The sequence below is a fragment of the Metapseudomonas boanensis genome (assembly GCF_042232855.1).
GTDB classification, from domain to species: Bacteria; Pseudomonadota; Gammaproteobacteria; order Pseudomonadales; family Pseudomonadaceae; genus Metapseudomonas; species Metapseudomonas boanensis.
In genome coordinates this window covers 20,492-41,154 of record NZ_CP113889.1, presented here as the reverse complement: position 1 = coordinate 41,154, position 20,663 = coordinate 20,492, and the positions used below count along the sequence as shown (strand labels likewise).

General features: G+C 61.0%; 15 protein-coding genes and 3 pseudogenes. 9 read left to right on the top strand and 9 right to left on the bottom strand.

The annotated features are described in order from the left end of the window. Positions 1–21: 21 nt before the first annotated feature. Entirely contained in the window at positions 22–840 is an 819-nt protein-coding gene (locus OXH74_RS00170; RefSeq protein WP_375739572.1) for a pyruvate, water dikinase regulatory protein, read from the bottom strand. 166 nt (positions 841–1,006) lie between these two features. On the opposite strand from OXH74_RS00170, the gene ppsA reads away from it, so the two are divergent. From ppsA to OXH74_RS00125, 9 genes are all read left to right on the top strand, one after another. After that, positions 1,007–3,376: a phosphoenolpyruvate synthase gene (gene ppsA / locus OXH74_RS00165; RefSeq protein ID WP_375739569.1), complete on the top strand. Its 2,370-nt coding sequence runs from the start codon at positions 1,007–1,009 to the stop codon at positions 3,374–3,376. A 127-nt stretch (positions 3,377–3,503) separates the two neighbouring features. Then, positions 3,504–4,487, top strand: a complete 984-nt coding sequence (locus OXH74_RS00160) for an alpha/beta fold hydrolase (protein ID WP_375739568.1) — start codon at positions 3,504–3,506, stop codon at positions 4,485–4,487. Between the two features lie 79 nt (positions 4,488–4,566). Then, a complete protein-coding gene (locus OXH74_RS00155) occupies positions 4,567–4,866 on the top strand; it encodes a Rieske (2Fe-2S) protein (protein ID WP_375739567.1) in 300 nt (99 codons plus the stop codon). Between the two features lie 20 nt (positions 4,867–4,886). Beyond that, positions 4,887–5,375: a ribonuclease E activity regulator RraA gene (rraA, locus tag OXH74_RS00150; RefSeq protein WP_375739566.1), complete on the top strand. Its 489-nt coding sequence runs from the start codon at positions 4,887–4,889 to the stop codon at positions 5,373–5,375. 46 nt (positions 5,376–5,421) lie between these two features. Continuing rightward, positions 5,422–6,417, top strand: coding sequence for a zinc transporter ZntB (locus tag OXH74_RS00145; RefSeq protein WP_375739571.1), 996 nt, complete (start codon positions 5,422–5,424; stop codon positions 6,415–6,417). Between the two features lie 48 nt (positions 6,418–6,465). Further along, complete coding sequence (locus tag OXH74_RS00140; RefSeq protein WP_215378478.1) at positions 6,466–6,717, top strand: CrfX protein; 252 nt, start codon at positions 6,466–6,468, stop codon at positions 6,715–6,717. A gap of 2 nt (positions 6,718–6,719) precedes the next feature. Then, positions 6,720–7,544: a mechanosensitive ion channel domain-containing protein gene (locus OXH74_RS00135; RefSeq protein ID WP_215378476.1), complete on the top strand. Its 825-nt coding sequence runs from the start codon at positions 6,720–6,722 to the stop codon at positions 7,542–7,544. A gap of 96 nt (positions 7,545–7,640) precedes the next feature. After that, positions 7,641–8,231 (top strand): RNA polymerase sigma factor SigX, encoded by a 591-nt coding sequence (gene sigX, locus OXH74_RS00130; RefSeq protein WP_215378474.1) that lies wholly within the window; start codon positions 7,641–7,643, stop codon positions 8,229–8,231. A 109-nt stretch (positions 8,232–8,340) separates the two neighbouring features. Then, positions 8,341–9,393 (top strand): OmpA family protein, encoded by a 1,053-nt coding sequence (locus OXH74_RS00125; protein WP_215378472.1) that lies wholly within the window; start codon positions 8,341–8,343, stop codon positions 9,391–9,393. A gap of 399 nt (positions 9,394–9,792) precedes the next feature. Here the strand turns inward: OXH74_RS00125 and cobA are convergent, their stop codons facing one another. The 8 genes and pseudogenes from cobA to OXH74_RS00085 all read right to left on the bottom strand — a co-directional run bounded on the left by cobA (position 9,793) and on the right by OXH74_RS00085 (position 20,575). After that, positions 9,793–10,530: a uroporphyrinogen-III C-methyltransferase gene (gene cobA / locus OXH74_RS00120; protein ID WP_375739565.1), complete on the bottom strand. Its 738-nt coding sequence runs from the start codon at positions 10,528–10,530 to the stop codon at positions 9,793–9,795. Positions 10,531–10,540: 10 nt separating this feature from the next. Then, positions 10,541–13,272 (bottom strand): annotated as a pseudogene (locus tag OXH74_RS00115) (molybdopterin-dependent oxidoreductase). A gap of 186 nt (positions 13,273–13,458) precedes the next feature. Beyond that, positions 13,459–14,658, bottom strand: a pseudogene (locus OXH74_RS00110) (NAD(P)/FAD-dependent oxidoreductase); the annotation flags it as partial. A gap of 262 nt (positions 14,659–14,920) precedes the next feature. Further along, entirely contained in the window at positions 14,921–16,591 is a 1,671-nt protein-coding gene (locus OXH74_RS00105; protein WP_375739563.1) for a protein kinase, read from the bottom strand. A gap of 94 nt (positions 16,592–16,685) precedes the next feature. After that, positions 16,686–17,896 (bottom strand): annotated as a pseudogene (locus OXH74_RS00100) (MFS transporter). Between the two features lie 419 nt (positions 17,897–18,315). Next, on the bottom strand, positions 18,316–18,759 hold the full coding sequence (locus OXH74_RS00095; protein ID WP_375739561.1) for a thioesterase family protein: 444 nt from the start codon (positions 18,757–18,759) through the stop codon (positions 18,316–18,318). A 189-nt stretch (positions 18,760–18,948) separates the two neighbouring features. Further along, the gene (locus tag OXH74_RS00090) at positions 18,949–19,635 is read right to left on the bottom strand and encodes a polysaccharide lyase family 7 protein (RefSeq protein WP_375739560.1); all 687 of its coding nucleotides are present in this window, start codon (positions 19,633–19,635) and stop codon (positions 18,949–18,951) included. Between the two features lie 286 nt (positions 19,636–19,921). Beyond that, complete coding sequence (locus tag OXH74_RS00085; RefSeq protein WP_215378459.1) at positions 19,922–20,575, bottom strand: hypothetical protein; 654 nt, start codon at positions 20,573–20,575, stop codon at positions 19,922–19,924. Positions 20,576–20,663 lie beyond the last annotated feature (88 nt).

Genomic DNA, 20,663 nt, shown 5'->3' with positions numbered 1-20,663 from the left:
TTCACAGGATCTTCGAGCTGTTTACTTGAGGCGGCGCTCAATACCTTTTTCCACCAGGATCTTGGCGGAGATTTCCTCCACCGAGAAATGCGTGGAATTGATGAAATTAATGTTTTCCCGGCGGAACAGGCTCTCCACTTCGCGCACTTCGAACTCGCACTGGGCGAAGCTGGCATAGCGGCTATTGGGTTTGCGTTCGTGACGGATGGCGGTCAGGCGGTCGGGGTCGATGGTCAAGCCGAACAACTTGCTCTTGTACTGCTTGAGGGCAGATGGCAGCTGCAGGCGCTCCATGTCTTCCTCTGTCAGCGGATAGTTGGCGGCGCGAATCCCGTACTGCATGGCCATGTACAGGCAGGTCGGGGTCTTGCCACAGCGTGACACTCCAACCAGGATCAGGTCGGCCTTCTCGTAAAAATGAGTTCGGGCACCGTCATCATTGTCCAGGGCGAAGTTGACAGCTTCGATGCGCTCCATGTAATTGCTGTGTTGGCCGATGGAGTGGGATTTACCGACCGAGTAGGATGAGTGCGTCGTAAGCTCTTGTTCCAGCGGGGAAAGGAACGTCGAGAAGATGTCGATCATGAACCCGTTGGAGGTCGCCAGGACGTCGCGGATGTCCTGGTTGACGATGGTGTCGAAGATGATGGGGCGCGCCCCGTCTGCCTCGGCAGCCTTGTTGATTTGCTGTACGATGGCGCGCGCCTTTTCGACGTTGTCGATGTAGGGGCGCGTGATCTTGCTGAAGGTGGTGGTTTCGAACTGCGCAAGGAGGCTCTGGCCCAAGGCTTCTGCAGTGATGCCAGTGCCATCTGAAATAAAGAAAGCGGTACGTTTCATTTGCGCCAAGGGCCTTAAGTCAGGATCAATTCTTGGCTATGATAGGCCGCGTTTTTTCGCTGGGCCCCAGCCGGTCGGCATTGTGACTTATTTTTCTGGCTCAAGGCCAGAACGCAGCGGACCTGCTCCGTTTGAGCTTTTCCAACACATTAGTGGAGAGATCACCTTGGTAGAGTACGTAGTTTCCCTCGATAAGCTCGGCGTCCACGATGTTGAGCATGTGGGGGGCAAGAACGCATCCCTGGGCGAGATGATCAGCAATCTGGCTGGCGCCGGTGTTTCTGTCCCCGGTGGTTTCGCCACGACCGCCCAGGCCTACCGTGACTTCCTCGAGCAGAGCGGCCTGAACGACCGTATCCATGCTGCCTTGGATCAGCTCGATGTGGATGACGTCAATGCCCTCGCAAAGACCGGCGCGGAGATCCGCGGCTGGGTGATGGATGCCGAGTTTCCTGCGCGTCTGGATGCGGAAATCCGCACTGCCTTCGCCGAACTGGCCCAGGGCAGCGACAACCTGGCTGTAGCCGTTCGCTCTTCCGCTACCGCCGAAGACCTGCCGGACGCTTCCTTTGCCGGTCAACAGGAAACCTTCCTCAACATCCGCGGCGTGGATAACGTGATCCGCGCAGCCAAGGAGGTATTCGCCTCCCTGTTCAACGACCGAGCCATTGCTTACCGCGTGCATCAGGGCTTCGATCACAAGCTCGTCGCCCTGTCCGCCGGCGTGCAGCGCATGGTCCGCTCCGAAACCGGCACCGCCGGCGTCATGTTTACCCTGGACACCGAGTCCGGCTTCCGTGACGTGGTCTTCATCACTGCCGCTTATGGCCTGGGTGAAACCGTCGTACAAGGCGCCGTGAACCCGGACGAGTTCTACGTGCACAAGTCGACCCTTGAGGCGGGCCGTCCCGCGATCCTGCGCCGTAACCTGGGCAGCAAGGCTATCAAGATGATCTATGGCGAGGAGGCCAAGGCCGGCAAATCGGTCAAGACCGTCGAGGTGGATCGTGCCGATCGTGCCCGTTTTGCCCTGTCTGACGCCGAGGTCACCGAGCTGGCCAAACAGGCGCTGATCATCGAGAAGCACTACGGCCGCCCGATGGACATCGAGTGGGCCAAGGACGGTGACGACGGCAAACTGTACATCGTCCAGGCTCGTCCCGAGACCGTGAAGAGCCGCACCAGCGCCACCGTCATGGAGCGCTACCTGCTGAAGGAAAAGGGCAAGGTCCTGGTCGAAGGCCGTGCTATTGGCCAGCGCATTGGTGCCGGCCCGGTGAAGGTGATCCACGACGTTTCCGAGATGGACAAGGTCCAGCCGGGTGACGTGCTGGTCTCCGACATGACTGACCCGGACTGGGAGCCGGTGATGAAGCGCGCAAGCGCCATCGTCACCAACCGCGGGGGGCGTACCTGCCACGCTGCGATCATCGCTCGTGAGCTGGGTATTCCGGCTGTTGTGGGTTGCGGCAACGCCACTCATGTCCTGCAGGATGGCCAGGGCGTTACCGTTTCCTGTGCCGAAGGTGATACCGGCTTCATATTCGAAGGCCAGTTGGGTTTCGACATTCGTAAGAACTCGGTCGATGCCATGCCCGAGCTGCCGTTCAAGATCATGATGAACGTCGGTAACCCGGACCGCGCTTTCGACTTCGCCCAATTGCCGAACGAAGGCGTTGGCTTGGCCCGACTGGAATTCATCATCAACCGCATGATCGGCGTGCACCCCAAGGCCTTGCTGAACTTCGCCGGCTTGCCGGCTGAGATCAAGGACAGCGTCGAGAAGCGCATTGCCGGCTACAACGACCCGGTTGGTTTCTACGTCGAGAAGCTGGTCGAGGGCATCAGTACCCTGGCTGCTGCTTTCTGGCCGAAGAAGGTCATCGTGCGCCTGTCGGACTTCAAGTCCAATGAATACGCCAACCTTATCGGCGGCAAGCTTTACGAGCCGGAAGAAGAAAATCCGATGCTCGGCTTCCGCGGTGCCTCGCGCTATATCAGCGAGTCGTTCCGTGACTGCTTCGAGCTGGAGTGCCGTGCGCTGAAGAAGGTGCGCAACGAGATGGGTCTGACCAACGTCGAGATCATGGTGCCTTTCGTTCGCACCCTCGGCGAGGCCTCGCAGGTTGTCGAATTGCTCGCCAGTAATGGCCTGAAGCGCGGTGAGAATGGCCTGAAGGTCATCATGATGTGCGAGCTGCCGTCGAACGCCCTGCTGGCCGATGAGTTCCTGGAGTTCTTCGATGGTTTCTCCATCGGTTCCAACGACCTCACCCAACTTACCCTGGGCCTGGACCGGGACTCTGGCATCGTTGCGCACCTGTTCGACGAGCGTAATCCTGCCGTGAAGAAGCTGCTGGCCAACGCCATTACTGCCTGCAACAAGGCAGGCAAGTACATCGGTATTTGTGGACAGGGCCCGTCGGACCATCCCGATCTGGCCAAGTGGCTGATGGAGCAGGGCATCGAGAGCGTTTCGCTGAACCCCGACTCCGTGCTGGATACCTGGTTCTTCCTGGCTGAAGGGCAGGCCTGATACCTGGAGTGGCTTAAAGGCTTTGCGAGCGCAGCTTAGGCGCGCTCAACGGCCCTGAAAGCAGGCTCCAGAAGTCATCTCGAAAAGGGCGGGCGTAAGTCCCGCCCTTTTTTGTGCAAGCAGAATCATGCAGAGCAGTAGCGATCTATTTCCCGTTGCGCTGATGAGCGCGGAACTTCGTGGCGACCTGACCGAGGATGTCTATCGTCTGAAGCCAGGCAATAGCCCGGACCCCAGTGTTGAACTGGTTTTGACCCGACTTGGGATATTTGGCCGTGAGGGTGCGCGTGGCGCGCCAGTCATCCTGTTGCATGGCAGTTTTTCAAACCGGCGATTCTGGTACTCGCCCAAGGGAATCGGCCTGGGGCCTTTCCTGGCCAGGGCGGGCTTCGATATCTGGATAGCGGAAATGCGTGGGCATGGCCTTTCGCCGCGCAACCAGCACTATCGACGCAATCGCGTGGCTGATTACGCGCGCTATGACTTGCCCGCCATCGCCGATTTCGTGTGCGAGCAGACGGGCGAGGTTCCGCACTGGATCGGGCATTCCCTTGGGGGAACGACCCTGGCTGCGGCGCTCGGTGGGCACTATCTTGGCGAAGGGCAGGTCGCATCGGTGGCGCTGTTCGGAAGTCAGGTCAGTCGTACCTACTGGCCGTTGAAAATGCCGCCGGTGGAGTGGGGCGGTCGTCTACTACTCAAGCGCTTCGAGGTGCTATCCGGCTCTTTGCTGAAGCGCGGTCCGGAGGACGAACCGATCGGGCTTGCCCTCGAGAGTTTGCGTTGGCACGGGCTGTTCGGCCGCTTTGGTGACGCCGAGAGCGACTGGTGGGCGGGCTTGTCCGAAGTGCCCGTACCTGTGCTGGCAGTTGCTGCTGCGGGTGACGGGCAAGATCCCGTCTGGGCCTGCCGCAAGCTGTTGGAGCAGTTTCCTGAGGAGAGTCGGCATTTTCTATGCCTGTCTCGGCAGGAAGGTTTCGCTGGTGATTACGGGCATGTCGAAATGCTCATCGGCAAGGATGCCCAGCGTGAAGTCTGGCCGCTCGTTGCGCGTTGGCTTGAGGATCGGCAGCTGCCTGCGCAGGTCGGGACGGAAATCGCAGCGGGCTAGTCGAATACAGCAGGTTTTCGATTTCGGCTCAATGGGGCATATGCAAATATGCACAGAACCGCAGGGGTTCGGAGGCTCTATGTTCGTAGAGTTGGAACGATTGATCAATCTGGACGAAGGCTATCGCGGCACTTTTCAGGTGCAGGGTCGTCATTTGCTGTTGATCGTCGTTGATAGGCAGCCGATCCTCATGGAAAATCGCTGCCCACACCAAGGCGCTCCCCTGCACAACGGAACCCTCGAAGGAACGATGCTGCGCTGTTCCCGGCATGGGATAACCTTCGACCTGTCCACTGGTTGCGCCATCAACGCACCTTGTGCGCCTCTTCAGCGACTGCCGCTGGCGTACGATGGTGATCGCGTCGGGCTCGACCTGTAACTGCTATCAAGGAGATGACCATGCAATACGTTACCCCTGACTTGTGTGACGCCTATCCCGACCTCGTGCAGGTTGTCGAGCCGATGCTCAGCAACTTCGGCGGCCGCGACTCCTTCGGTGGTGAAATCGTCACCGTGAAGTGCTTCGAAGACAACTCCCTGGTGAAAGAGCAGGTCGACCTGCCGGGCAAGGGCAAGGTCCTGGTCGTGGATGGTGGCGGCTCGCTTCGCCGTGCACTGCTTGGCGACATGCTGGCCGAGAAAGCGGCGAAGAACGGCTGGGAGGGCATCGTGGTCTATGGTTGCATCCGTGATGTCGATGTCATCGCCCAGACCGACCTGGGTGTGCAGGCGCTGGCCACTCACCCGATGAAAACCGACAAGCGCGGTATTGGCGACCTCAATGTGCCGGTTACCTTTGGCGGGATAACCTTTCGCCCAGGCGAATTCATCTACGCCGACAACAATGGCGTAATTGTCTCGCCCAAGGCCCTTGAGATGCCTCAGTAAGGCAAGTCCATCAGCATCGCCTGGAGTCTTGGGGGCAGGAGTCGTCATGTTCGAGGAGCAGAACGCCCAATGGGGGCTGGTCCATGCCTTTGTGCTCGATGGCCAGGGCGGGGCAGCTCCCATCTCCCGACTGGCGTTGGAGAGTCTGGACCTGCAGCCGGGGCAGAGCCTCTGGTTGCACTGGGACAGAAGCCATCCTCAAGCGCAGCGTTGGCTGAGGGAACGCAGCGGATTGGCCGAGTTCACCTGCGACCTGTTGCTTGAGGAAAGTACGCGGCCACGTTTGCTGTCCCTGCCTGGCGACGAGCTCCTGCTGTTCCTGCGGGGCATCAATCTGAATCCGGGGTCTGAGCCCGAGGACATGGTTGCAGTCCGCATCTTCGCCGATGCGCAGCGAGTCATCTCGTTGCGACTTAGGCCCTTGCACGCCACTGATGCGCTCATCGAGCAATGGGGTCGTGGCTCTGGCCCGAAAACCGGCTCGGAGGTACTGCTTTATCTCGCGGAGCACCTGACGGACAAGGTCGACACCCTGGTCAGTGATTTTGCCGAGCGGGTGGACGAGCAGGAGGAGCGCCTGGATGTGGACGAGCGTTTTCGCCCGGACCATGACCTCATGCTCCAGGTGCGTCGCCGTGCAGCAGCCCTGCGGCGATTCCTTGCGCCGCAACGCGACCTTTACGCTCAATTGGGGCGCAATCGCCTGCCCTGGTTCGTCGAGGACGATACCGGGTACTGGAACGAGCTGAACAACCGCCTTACTCGCTATCTGGAAGAGCTAGAGCTGACGCGTGAACGGGTTGGACTGGTGCTGGAGTCGGAAAGCCGCCGCCAGAGCGAGCGAATGGGCAAGACCATGTATTTGCTGGGTATCACGACCGGCTTTTTCCTGCCGATGAGCTTCGTCACTGGGTTGCTGGGTATGAACGTGGCCGGAATTCCCGGTGCAGGGACGAGCTATGGGTTCTATGTCGTTTGCGCCCTGATTGGTGGAATGGTTCTGTTTCAGTGGTGGTTGTTCCGTCGCCTGCGCTGGCTCTGATGTGACCTGCCCAAGGTCGGCTGCGTCTAGCCGACATATCCACGTGAGGTGCGCATGCACGATCCGTTTGAAGAATCCCTGCGAGACCTGCTCAAGGCGCCGTCGTCTGATCATGATGACGATGCGACCCTGGGGCGGGTACTCAAGACCGCCAACCGCCAGGTCGGCGCGGGGGACTTGTTCGGCCTGATGGGGCATTGGCTAGAGGCCATGATGATTGCCCTGAACAATGGTTCACCTCACCTGGCGCCTGTTTCGCGCCGTAATGCTCCTGACCGCTCTGCAGATAAGGCTGATTGAACATGGAATTCGACCCCTGGACCCAAGGACTCGTTAACGCCATGACCTCGGTGTGGGCACCGGTGGCTGGCTTCATTCCGCGTCTTTTCGGCGCGCTGGTCGTAGTGCTGCTCGGTTTCGTGGTGGCCAAGCTGCTCGATACGCTGCTGTCGAAGCTGCTCGCCAAAGTCGGGCTTGATCGCCTGATGGGCGGCACCGGCCTGACCAAGATGATTGCCCGTGCCGGTATCCAGGTCCCGGTTTCCACCTTGATCGGCAAGATCGTCTACTGGTTCGTATTGCTGATCTTCCTGGTGTCCGCTGCCGAATCCCTGGGCCTGGATCGAGTGTCGGCGACTCTGGATGTGCTGGCCCTATACCTGCCCAAGGTTCTTGGCGCTGCCCTGGTATTGCTGGCTGGCGTATTGCTGGCCCAGCTGCTCAGCGGCGTGGTGCGCGGTGCGGCGGAGGGTGTTGGCCTTGAGTACGCACACGGCCTTGGGCGCCTCGCCCAGGGTCTGGTCATCATCATCAGCATTTCAGTGGCCATCGGTCAGCTCGAGGTCAAGACCGACCTGCTGAACAACGTCATCGCTATCGTGCTGATTTCCATCGGCTTGGCGGCTGCCCTGGCGTTGGGATTGGGAAGTCGCGAGATCGCAGGCCAGATCCTGGCCGGCATCTATGTGCGAGAACTTTATCAAGTCGGGCAACAAGTCAAGATTGGCGATGTCGAAGGGCAGATCGAAGAGATCGGCACGGTGAAAACGCTCCTGCTTACCGAGGATGGTGAGCTGGTTTCGCTGTCGAACCGCGCATTACTTGATCAACGGGTAACCAGCCGCTAACACGACGGCATTTCCCTGCTAATGTATGCCGCCAGAATTGGAGCGCGAACCTTCGTGCTCCGGCGGCTTTTGACCTGACTGTCGGCCCGACCCGCTTTGAACAAGCCCCAATCGCTGTCCTTGCGCTATGACCCACGCGAGCTTTCTGACGAGGAGCTGGTGGAGCGTGCGCACGTCGAGCTGTTTCACGTCACGCGCGCTTATGAAGAGTTGATGCGACGTTATCAGCGCACTCTTTTCAACGTTTGCGCTCGTTATCTAGGGAACGATCGTGATGCGGATGATGTCTGTCAGGAGGTCATGCTGAAGGTTCTGTACGGCCTGAAGAACTTCGAGGGCAAGTCCAAGTTCAAGACATGGTTGTATAGCATCACGTACAACGAGTGCATTACCCAGTATCGGAAAGAGCGGCGAAAGCGTCGTCTGCTAGATGCTCTGAGTCTTGATCCGCTTGAGGAAGCCTCTGAAGAAAAGTCTCCCAAAGTCGAGGAGCGTGGCGGCCTAGAACGTTGGCTTGTGCATGTCAACCCCATTGACAGAGAAATCCTGGTGCTACGTTTTGTCGCAGAGTTGGAGTTCCAGGAAATCGCCGACATCATGCACATGGGCCTGAGTGCGACCAAGATGCGATACAAGCGTGCGCTGGATCGCCTGCGTGAGAAATTCTCGGGCCTCTCCGAAACTTAGTTTGGGAAAATTATCTCTTAAGGGACGGCAAGTTCTGCTAGACTTCGGCCCGAAGTTGTCCCAGCGATTGATTGACAACTTATTTACCACCAATGATGGGGATTTACGGATGAAACTGAAAAACACCTTGGGCGTAGCCGTTGGCTCTCTTGTTGCCGCTATCTCGCTGAACGCGTTGGCTCAGGGCCAAGGCGCAGTTGAGGTGGAAGCTTTCGGTAAGCGTTACTTCACTGACAGTTCTCGCAACCTCGAGGACGGCAACCTGTACGGCGGTTCCGTTGGTTACTACCTGACCGACGACGTCGCCCTGGCCTTGTCGTACGGTGAATACCACGACATGACCTCCGACGACGCCTTCGCACCGAACGGCCACAAGGACATCAAGGGCAACCTGGCTTCCCTCGATGCCGTCTACCACTTCGGCACCCCGGGTGTTGGTCTGCGTCCGTACGTTTCTGCCGGTTTCGCCCATCAGAACATCAGCAACATCCCGCCGCGCACCGGCCGCGACCACAGCACCTTCGCAAACGTTGGCACCGGTCTGAAGTACTACTTCACCGAGAACTTCTTCGCCAAGGCTAGCCTGGACGGTATGTACAACCTGGACGCCCAGGAATCCGAGTGGATGGCTGGCGTAGGTGTCGGCGTCAACTTCGGTGGCTCCACCAAGCAGCCTGAGCCGGCTCCGGCTCCGGTAGCCGAAGTCTGTGCTGACAGCGACAACGACGGCGTTTGCGACAACGTCGACAAGTGCCCGGACACCCCGGCCAACGTCACCGTTGACGCCGATGGCTGCCCGGCTGTTGCTGAAGTCGTTCGCGTCGAGCTGGACGTGAAGTTCGACTTCGACAAGTCCAAGGTCAAGGAAGAAAGCTACGGTGATATCAAGAACCTGGCTGACTTCATGAACCAGTACCCGGCTACCTCCACCACCGTTGAAGGCCATACCGACTCCGTTGGTACCGACGCCTACAACCAGAAGCTGTCCGAGCGTCGTGCCAACGCCGTTCGTGAAGTTCTGGTCAACCAGTACGGTGTAGGTGGTGAGCGCGTCGAAGCTGTTGGCTACGGCGAGTCCCGCCCGGTTGCCGACAACGCCACTGCTGATGGCCGCGCGATCAACCGTCGCGTAGAGGCTGAAGTAGAAGCCCAAGCCAAGTAGTTGGGTTGCGCTTGAGGAAAACCCGGCTTCGGCCGGGTTTTTCTTTGCCTGGAAAAAGGTTGAGCCAGGTCGGCCGGTCGGACGGTCGGCTTGCAGGGGGGGCGACCTGTCCGGTGGAGGCTACCCTGTCCGGCGGGGGATATTGGCAGTGCTCAGGGCCGTCGGGCTTCTCGGGCTCAGCGGAGCACCGGCCAACCTACGTGTCTGTTTTTCTGGATGGCTCTTCGTCCCGACGGACGCTGGCGAGCAATTGCTAGCCCAGAAAAAGCCAATTCACCGCCGGTGATGAAGTACATTCCTCACCTCGGTGCTTTCCTGGTGGGCGAAAGGGCTGATCGTGCCATAAAAAAGCCCGGCCAAGGCCGGGCAAGCACTACTTCGCAGGAGCGAAGATGGGGACTAGGCGCTCAGGGCCTGGGGCAGGGCCGAGGTATCGGCTGCCACTTCACCGATCACCAGGATCGCAGGGCTCTTGAGCTGGAAGACCAAAGCATCAGCTTGCATCCGGCCAAGCGTGCTTCGACATTCGCGCTGAAAGGGCAGGGAGGCGTTCTCGATCATAGCGACTGGCATTCCGTCGGACATGCCGCCCGCCAGCAGACCGTTGCGGATGTCCGCCAGTTTGGCCACACCCATGTACACCACCAGAGTGGTTCCACTCTGGGCGAGGGCATGCCAATTGAGTTCGCTGTCGTCCTGGGTATGCGCGGTGACCAGGGTCACGCCGCGACTGATGCCGCGCAGGGTCAGCGAAATGCCACAGTTGGTGGCACCGGCTAGACCCGCGGTGATGCCGTTGATCAGCTCGCTTTCCACGCCATGGGCCGCGAGCCATTCAGCCTCTTCACCGCCGCGGCCGAAGATGCAAGGGTCACCGCCTTTCAGGCGTACGACGGCCTTACCTTGGCGGGCATAGCGCAACATCAACCGATGGATGAACGCCTGGGGTGTCGAACGGCAACCGCCGCGTTTGCCGACGCGGATGACGCGTGCGTTAGGGCTGTGCTCAAGAACTGCGGGGTTGACCAGGTCGTCGATCATCACGATTTCCGCCCGGCTCAATGCTCGTACCGCCTTGAGCGTCAGCAGTTCCGGGTCTCCTGGGCCTGCGCCTACCAACCATACCTTGCCATTCATAACGGTCTCCTCAGGCAAACGCTGCGGAGGGCGCCGCGTGCGCCACCAGCAGTCTCTTGATTTCCGGAACGCAGGAGCCGCAGCTGGTGCCGCAGCCCAGTTCCTGCTTCAGGCCGGCCAGGTCCAGCCCGCGCTCGATTCCCGCGCAGACGGCCTGTTGGCTTACATTCATGCAGTTGCACAGGGTTTTGCTTGGGACGCTTGAAGCGCCAGCGGCCGAGGGCGGGGTGCTGAGCGGAGCGAGGAGCCAGCGCCGCATCTGCTCGTCCATCTGCCCGCTCTGCCAGAGATCCTTGAGCCAGTGCCGTGCTGCCGTTTCGCCTGCCAGGCGTACGGCTGTGATGCGACCCTGGTCGACGCGCGCGCGCTTGCCGACGGCTTGGCTGGGGTCGTCGTAGGCGATGACAGGGCCATCGCACAGGTTCAGATGCACGTCTATCCGGTCGAGCAGCTCCTTGGCGATTGCGCCATGGTGTGCGGCGCGCAGTACCAGGGCGGGACGCTCCCTGCCTGCCAGACTCAAGCTGGCATAGTCGAAGTCCTCGCACAAAGGGCGTAGTGCTTCGAAGCGTTGCTGAACGTCACCTTCGATCAGCGCGAACAATTGCCAGGGCAGTTCGGCTTTTTCTATCGCAACAGCCGCGTGCTTCAGTTCCGGCTGCTTTGACAGCGGGTCGAAGGCGGGGAGTGTCAGCACATTGCAGCCGAGGCCCTTGAGAAAACGGTCGCCCCAATGCATGGGAAGGAAGGCTTCACCGGGCTGGATTGCGTCATCACTCTGCACCGGCAGGATCAGGCTAGCGCGCCGGCTGGTGACGCGCACCAACTGGCCGTCCTGCAGGCCTCGCTGGTGCAGTTCGTCCGGGTGCAGGCTCAGCATGGCTTCTTCGACATGGCCGAACAGCCGGGCAGCGGTGCCGGTGCGGCTCATGCCATGCCACTGGTCGCGCAGGCGGCCGGTGTTCAGCGTCAGCGGATAGCGATCATCACGTGGTTCCTGTGGTGCGCAATAAGCGTCGGCCACGAATCGCGCACGTGAGCTCGCAGTGGGGAAGCGGCCATCGACGTAGAGCCGTGGGGTGCCCTGGGTGGCCCCCACGGGTAGAGGCCATTGCTGGGGGCCTTGGTTGTCCAGCAGGGCATAGTCGATGCCGGTGAGATCGAGGTCGCGACCGGAGGTCAGCTGCTTGTATTCCTCGAACAGGGCTTCTGCGTTGTTGAAGTCGAACAGGCTTGGCAGGCCGGGGCGGAGTTGGGATTCCAGGCGCTGGGCGAAGTCACAGACGATTGCCCAGTCCGGTCGCGCCTCTGCGGGCGCTGGGACCGCGCGCCGCACATGACTGACGCGACGCTCGGAGTTGGTCACGGTACCTTCCTTCTCGCCCCAGCTGGCGGCGGGCAGAAGCAGGTCGGCATAGCGGCAGGTCTCGGTGGTGAAAAAGCTTCCTGGACCACGACAAAGGGACAGGCTGCCAGCGCTTCGTGGATTTTCTGCTGATCGGGCAGCGATTGGGCCGGATTGGTGCAGGCAATCCAGAGTGCCTTGATTCGTCCGTCACGGACCGCTTCGAACAGTTCGATGGCCGTGAGGCCCGGGCGCACGGGAAGCGAGTCGACTCCCCAGTATTGAGCGACCTCGGCACGGTGCTCGGCGTTGCCAGCCTCCCGATGCCCGGGCAGCAAGTTGGCCAGGCTACCGGTTTCGCGGCCGCCCATCGCGTTAGGCTGGCCGGTGAGGGAGAAGGGGCCGCAACCGCGGCGACCGATCATGCCGGTGGCCAGGTGGAGGTTGATCAGTGCGCTGTTTTTGGCGCTACCGGCAGTGGACTGGTTCAAGCCCATGCACCAGAGCGAGAGGAAGGTTGGCGACTTGCCGATCCATTCGGCGCAGCGGCGCAGGTCGCTCTCGGTGATACCGCAGAATTCTGCAACCGCCTCCGGGGTGCTGTCGGCAACCTGCGTTTCGAGCGCCTCGAAGCCTTCGGTGTGTTCGGCGATGAAGCGCCGGGCGACCCAGTCTTCCTGGATCAGGATGTGCAGGATGCCGTGGAACAACGCCACGTCGGTGCCGGGACGAATGGCCAGGTGCAAGTCCGCCAGGTCGCAGGTGTCAGTGCGGCGCGGGTCGATGACGATGACGCGCATGTCGGGGCGCTGCGCCTTGGCCGCTTCCAGGCGACGAAACAGGATCGGGTGGGCGAAGGCCATGTTGCTACCAGCAATCAGCACGCAATCGCTCTGTTCGAGGTCTTCGTAGCTGCAGGGCGGCGCGTCCACGCCCAGGCTGCGCTTGTAGCCGACTACAGCCGAGGACATGCACAGCCGGGAGTTGCTGTCGATGTTGTGGGTGCCGACCAGTGCCCGGGCCAGCTTGTTGAAGGCGTAGTAGTCCTCGGTCAGTAGTTGCCCGGAGATATAGAAGGCCACGCTGTCCGGACCGTGCTCGCGGATGGTTTCGGCGAAGCGGCTGGCCGCGTGGTCCAGGGCAGTGCTCCAGTCGGTTCGTGCTCTTGCCAGGCCCTTGGCGAGACAAAGTTCCGGGTACAGCGCACGCGCGTCGATATCGCCGGTCAAGTGCAGGGTGGAGCCCTTGCTGCAGAGCCGGCCGAAGTTGGCCGGATGCGCGGGGTCGCCCTGCACACCCAGGATCCGCTCGCCGTCGTGCTCGATCAGCACACCGCAGCCAACGCCGCAGTAGCAGCAGGTGGAGGCGGTGGTTTGGGTTTCACTGTTCAGGGACATGTTGAAGCTTCCGTAAGTCTGGGCTTGAGGAGGTATCGAAGCGTCCAATCACGCGCTCAGAGCGGTTTGCTGGGCATGCAGCCGGGTCAAGGTGGCTGTCAGGAGCATACTGGCCGGGGCCGCCGGAACCATGGGGCTGATGCTGACCTTGCGGGTTTCCTGCGCGTAGGCCGATTCCGGTGACGGTTCGCCAAACATCAGGTGGTCGCGAATGGCGCCGATATCCTGCTGCTCGCGGATTTGCCGGAAGTACCAGGCGCCGTCGGCGATGTCGCCATACAGGCAGGCACCTACCAGCAGGTTGTCCTTGATCACGAGCTTCTTGTAGATGCCGCCAACCGGGTCGGAGAAGGTGATGGTTTCGCAACCCGCGCTGCCCATGAAATCGCCGGCGGAGAACAGGTCGATGCCGGTGACCTTGAGCTTGGTGGACGTCACCGAACCCTGGTAGCGGGCGAAGCCGAGGCCTGCGAGGTGGTTGGCGCAAACCTTGGCCTGGTCGAAAAGGGGCGCCACCAGGCCGTAAGCGACACCGCGATGGTTGGCGCACTCGCCGATGGCATAGATGCGCGGATCATAGGTTTGCAGCGTGTCGTTGACCAGAATGCCGCGGTTGCAGGGCAGGCCTGCTGCTTCCGCGAGCCGGAAATTGGGGCGGATACCGGCGGCCAGCACGACAAGGTCAGCGGGTATGATGTCGCCGTCGTTGAACTGGACGGCGCAGACCTGGCCTTCGCCGTTGTCGACCAGTTCCTCTGTGTTGGTTCCCAGGCGGAAGTGGATCCCACGGGCCTGAAGGGCCTCCTTCAGTAGGCCTGCGGCGGTTGCGTCGAGCTGCCGATCCAACAGCCAGTCACCGAGATGCACTACAGTGACGTCCATGCCGCGCTGGCGCAGGCCGTTGGCAGCTTCCAGGCCGAGCAGGCCGCCACCGATGACGACGGCGTGGCTGTGGGTACGGGCGGCCTCGATCATCGCGCGGGTATCGGCGATGTCGCGGTAGCCGAACACGCCCTCCAGGCGATTACCCGGTACCGGAGGAACGAATGGAGTGGAGCCCGTGGCGATGACCAGGCGATCGTAGTCAGCGACTGTACCGTCCTGGGCGATCACCTGGCGCTTGATTCGGTCGATCTTCACCACTTCGCGGCCTAGCAGCAGCTTGATGTCGTGCCGCGAATACCAGTCGAGATCGTTGAGGACGATGTCCTCGAACGCTTGCTCGCCAGCCAATACGGGGGAGAGCAGGATGCGGTTGTAGTTCGGGTGCGGCTCCGCGCCGAACACGGTAATGTCGTAGCGCTCTGGGGCAAGCGTGAGCAGTTCCTCCAGCGTACGGACCCCAGCCATGCCATTTCCGATCATCACCAGCTTGAGTTTCTTCATGCGGGAGGCTCCTGCATTTCAATCGCGCAAACAAAAAAGGCGCCTGCTGTTGCCAGCAGGACGCCTTTGTCCAAGTCCCGTTCGATCGGGAAAGTGCCACCTCGTCGTTGAGGTGGGCGCTTTTGTAGATTGTCGAATCTGTCTTTGCAGGTGCTGTGCCAACTCTGCAAGGCCGCATGGTTAGTGGGTTCCACCAGAGGCTCAGTGTTTGCTGGGGCCGCTGGCGCACCTTATTGCAGCCTGCTTGCCCTGGGTTGGTGCGTCAGGTGTTGGCGAGCAGGAAGGCCAGCGCGAGGTTCACCAACAGCGATATCAGGGCGATGCCACGCCAGACCTTCAGTGGTTCTCGTTCCAGCAAGGGACGTGGTCGCGTGTTGAGCGACTTGCGTTCATCCTGTTCGAGCGCCAGCAGCCATTCTTCGGCTGTTTCGTAGCGTTTTTCCGGATCGGCACTGAGTGACCGGAGCAGCCATTCATCAATCCAGTTCGGGAGATCCGGACGGTAGCGGCTGGCTGGGGCGGGGGTGCCGAACTTTGGGTGCTGAAATGGCTCGATTTCGCCGTAGGGATAGTGACCGGTTAGCAGGTAGTAGAGGGTAACGCCCGCAGCAAAGAGATCCTGGCGGCTTGTCGGGGCTGCGCCGCTGAAGGCCTCGGGGGCAATGAAACTGGGGGTTCCAGGGAGGCTGTTGGGTTCGTCCTGGGAGATGCCGGGGCAGTAGGCCAGGCCAAAGTCCAGCAGGCGAAGCTCGCCATCATCGCCCCAGAGCAGGTTCTCTGGTTTGATGTCGCGGTGCAGGATATTGCGCCGGTGCAGCATGCCCAGGGCCTTGATCAGCCGGGGTGCGATGTCCAGCCATTCCGGCAGCGCCACCGGGCCGCTGATATGCAGGTGTTCGGCCAGGGTCCGGCCAGGATACTCGCGCTGGACGTAGTAAAGGTGTTGGCGGTGCGGCAGCGGGTGGACTTCCGGAAAGTTCCGGCCGGCGACGCGGCGCAGGAACCATTCCTCCTGCATCAGTGCTGGTCCGGCTTGAAGCTCGTCGCGACGGCTGGGCGGCAAGGTTTTCAGTAACCAGCGGCGGGCCTGGGCATCGCGCACGCGGTAGACCATCGACTGGCGGGACTCGGCCAGAAGGCGGTCCACCTGCCAGCCTTCGAAATCCTGCCCGGGCTGCAGCAGAGGGGGCAGCGGCCAGTGATCCAGTTGGGCAAGGGTGTCCGCCAGTCCGGTCTCAGGCAACTGGTCGACCTGGATCAGCAAGGCGCTGGCATTGTCCTGACTGCCGGCCAGGTGCGCCGCGCTGACCAGCGCCTTGGCAGCGCCACTCAAGTCTGACTCGTCCTGCAGGATGCTCTGGATACCGCGGTCCCCCAGCACCGCCCAGACACCGTCGCTGACCAACAGAAAGCGCTGCTGCTCCTGTAGTTCGCCATCCAGGTAATCCACCACCAGATGCTGGTCTAGCCCCAACGCACGCTTGAGCACATGCTGCATGCCTGGTTGTTCCCAGACATGGTCCTCGCTGAGGCGTTCGAGTTGGCCGGCATGCCAGCGATAGGCCCGGCAGTCTCCGACATGCGCGAGGGTGAAGCGACGGCCGCGCAATACCAGGGCGGAGAGGGTTGTCAGCAGCGATTGGCCGGCGCCGCTTGCCTGAAGCCAGCGGTTGTGGGCGACCAGGAGGCGATCCAGCGATTGCGCGACGGGCCAGGTTTCCGGCGTGGAGTAGTAGTCCAGAGCCAGGGCCTGCAACGTGGCGCGGGCGGCCAGGCCACCGTCCGCACACTGGCTGACACCGTCGGCGAGAGCGAAGAGGTAGCCCTTGCTCGCTGCGAGTGCCGGGGCCGGGGTGACCACGCGCAGGGCATCTTGGTTTTCGGCCCGGGGGCCGGTGGCGCTGGCTTCGCCGAAGCTGAGTTGCAGGGGCATGCGCGCGTCCTGGGGATTGAAGGAGCTGTTGGGCTGGCGTGCCAACCTACCACGTGCAAGCGGCCCGGATCGTTTCCGGGCCGCAGGGCAGGGGTTAGACGCGGGCAGCGGTCACGGCAGCCGAGCCCCAGGTGGTCCGCCAGCGCATTTTCACGCCGTGCAGACCGAACCAGGCGAGCACGCCAAGGCTGGCGAACAGCCACAGACCGAGCTGGTAGTCCCCAGTGTGTTGCTTGATGGCGCCGAGGCCAGCCGTCAGACAGAAACCGCCAATGCCGCCTGCCATTCCGATCAGGCCGGTCATGACGCCGATTTCCTTGTGGAACCGCTGCGGTACCAGTTGGAACACGGCGCCATTGCCTGCGCCGAGGCTGAGCATGGCGACCACGAACAGGGCCAGCGCTGCGGTGGGGCTGGAGATGTGGAAGCCCACGGCGGCGATGCACAGTGCGGCGACGGTATAGACCGCAAGCAGGGTACGGATACCGCCAACACGGTCGGCAAAGGCACCCCCAGCGGGCGCATCAGGCTGCCGGCGAAGACGCAGGCGGCGGTGTAATAGCCAGCCGTGACAGGCGCCAGGCCGTATTGGTCGTGGAAGTAGCCGGGCAGGGTGCTGGCCAGGCCGAGGAAGCCGCCAAAGGTCACGCTGTAGAAGAACATGAACCACCAGCTGTCGCGGTCGCCCAGTGCTTTCAGGTAGTCACCGAGGGCCTTGGGCGCCGGGCGGTTGGGCGCGTTACGGGCGGCCAGGGCAAAGATCGCCAGAGTCAGCACCAGTGGGATGAGGGCAAGTCCGAAAACGTTGTTCCAGCCGAACATGGTTGCCAGGCCGGGAGCGAACAGGGCGGCCAGCACTGTGCCGGAGTTGCCTGCGCCGGCAATACCCATGGCCTTGCCCTGATGTTCTGCCGGGTACCACTGGGAAGCCAGCGGCAGCGCTACTGCGAAGGAGGCGCCGGCAAAGCCGAGGAACAGGCCGAGCAGCAGGGCTTGCTCATAGCTGTGGACCCCCAACTGCCAAGCACCGAACAATGCGCAGATCACTACCACTTGGCCCAGCAGGCCGGCGGTCTTCGGCGAGGAGCGATCGGCCAGCAGGCCCATCAGGAAGCGCAGTACCGCGCCAGCGAGGATCGGGGTGGCGACCATCAGGGCACGCTGCTGCGTGGTCAGTTGCAGGTCGGCGGCGATCTGAACACCCAGGGGGCCAAGTACGTACCAGACCATGAAGCTCAGGTCGAAGTAGAGAAATGCGGAGAACAGGGTGGGCGTGTGGCCGGCCTTCCAGAAACTCGTAGTCATCGAACACCTCATCTGCAGTTAGGGGCCGGGAGGCGCGTCCGCCGTGATCGTGGGCACGGCGGTCGTGCCTCCCGGTAAAACGTCGCGCTTGTGGCGCTCCGTTCTGCGGCTGGAGCCGCAGCGGGATTGAGTTAGCTGCATGCGAACGTCCGGATCCCGGCCCGTCCACCGGCCCCATCGCTGGGGCTGAAACGAAAAAGGCGCCGCATCACTGCCCGCATTGATGCGGAGTGACGCGACGCCTTTGTCGTTTAGTCGGGCAGCCGACGTTGGCTACCTTTGGCAATTGCTGAGCAAGAGCTGGGCCATATTCTGGAAAGGCCTGTTTCAGAGCGGTTTCGGGAAAGCACGGCTTGAGTCGGCTGGCTCAAAAGGGGGCGAGGTGGTCGTGTGTGCACCGAGTTGGGCCGGTGCGGGATTCAATCCAGCCAGTTCACCTTGGGAAAGGTATCGCGGAAGCCGTCGGGCATCGGCACGACGCGGGAGGTTTGATAGTTGAAGAAGACGAAACCGGACTTCGCCATAGCGATGAGTTTGCCATCGGCGGGTCGGCTGATGCGGAAGGTGATGTCCCCACCGTATCTGTTGAAGTCCATGACGCCGACCTCGAACAGCAGCTGGTCGCGGGCATGGGCTTCCGCCCGATAGGTCGTGGCCAGGTCTGTGACGATGATGCCCGTGCCGTCTTCCGTCGCTTCGTTGATGCCATACTCGAACAGGAAGCGCGCGCGGGCTTCGGAGATCATCGAGATCATCGAGTCATTGCCGAGGTGGTTGGCGGCGTTGATGTCGGTAACCCGGACGGTGAGGTGGGTCGAGTAGCAATACTGGTCTTCAGGAAATTCAAGCGACAGTCGGGCCATTGCGCAGGAACTCTTCAGGCATGTGTTGAAGGGGGATGCGGCAGAAGGTTGATTCTACGCTGGCACGGCCCGATTGATGACTCATTCCGCTGCTCAATGGGCTCGCTCAGTGGTAGCCCGGGCTTCAGTCCGGGACTTCACCGGATGGAGGGCCCGGGCTCCGTGCCGAAGGGCGCGAGGTGCAGGAAGTCAGCGGTGCAGGCCGTTGAGCCAGTAGAAGGTTACCCGCCCACCCTCGTTGACGGGGCCATAGTTGTCCTGGATATAGGCGCCGGCCTTGAAGTAGAGCTGCTGCACGCTCCAGTAGCCACTGAGTTCACGGTAGTGATTGCCGTCATCGTCGGGGCTGGTGATCACGATACCCAGTTTGCCCGTAGGCGTCAGGCGGAAGTCGTAGCCGAAGCGTTGACCAAGCGGCACATCATCAACCAGCAGGATGTTCTCCACCTCGGTGTCACCGGGACGTTTGCGCAGCAGTGCCTCGATGCGACCTTTGCCGCGCAGGTAGTGGTACTGCAATTTAAGCAGCGGGTCGTTCTCGCTGCCGGGCTCGTCCTTGCTGTGGATCTGGCCAATGATGATCTTGCCTTCGCTGGGCACCTGCTCTACGGAGAGGACGGCACTCAGGTAGCTATCCGAACTGCCGTGGTACCAGTAACTCAGCGTTCCGTCAGCCTGGGTTTCGCGAAGTTCTGTACGGGGATATCGGGCATCCTCGGTAACGGAGCCGGTTACCGGAACCCAGAAAGTGATACTGCCGTCGTCATTACGGCGAAAGTACTGACTTTCATAGCCGTTATTGAGGCGCTCGGTGCTGATCAGGGTTGCCGAGTCATAAGCGGGAACGGTCAGGTTCCAGGTCGTCAGGTCGATCACTGCATTTCCTTAGCGTTGTTTGGAGTTGCAGCAGTTCGTGTGCGAGACAGACAGAAAGTTCTACCGAGTCGACCGACGGATGGTCGCGGAGTTTGGTACGGAAGTACGAGTATTCGTGGGCGGGATTGTGGTCTTTTCTATGAGGAGTACTTGCATGTACTCGAAACATTAAGAAAAGTTTATTGCAGGGGATATGAAAGGAGAAAGTCTTACGGAGAATTACTGAGTGGATGTCGCGAAAAATAGTTTTTCTTAATACTGGGCATCCCTGCCCAGTCAGCTCCTGTCAGGAGGCGAGTGCGGGGGCCACTCGAGCACGAGTGACACGTTCAGCTCGCTTGCTTGCCCAACTGACCAGCAGTGTCATCATGATGAAGCCAGCGCAAATGAACAGCGGGTAAGCAAACATGATTTCGCCAAGGGAGTATTTCCAGCTGAGCGGGCGGGCGATGCCCAGCATGGCCGCATAGAACCAGGAAACTCCGGAGACGACGCCCGAGAATACCGCGAGGGTACGAGCATTCGCTTCCAGCTTGAGCAGCGTGCCAGCCTTGACCAAGGCAGGCATTACAACGCTGTGGAGCAGGAAGCCGTTGATGGTCAGGAGCATTACGATCAGGATCTTGGCCTGGAGTTTGGGGTTGAGGAAATACACCGCGCCTTTGACAGAGTAGTCCAGTAGGACGATACCTATCCCAGTTACCCAGAGTGCCGCAAGTGCAAACAGTACAGTTTTCTTCAGCGTATCAAGATGGGTTTTGTCGCTATGAGCCGCGTCGTTGCCTTGTACCAGTTGCTTGATCATGGCGACGTCGCTTGTGAGGACAAGACCGATCGCTACGCAGCAAGCAATAAGGTGGGCATAAACAATACCCATGCGCATTAGTTCCATGGTTGCTTCCTGTTGGAACAGGGAAGTCATCAGATGGTACAGCTCCATGGTTTACCTCTTGTTCTACAAAGTAAGTTGGTGTGCTGATGCAGTAAGGGCACCGATTAGATCTAGTTGCTTACTCGTGAGCCTCTTT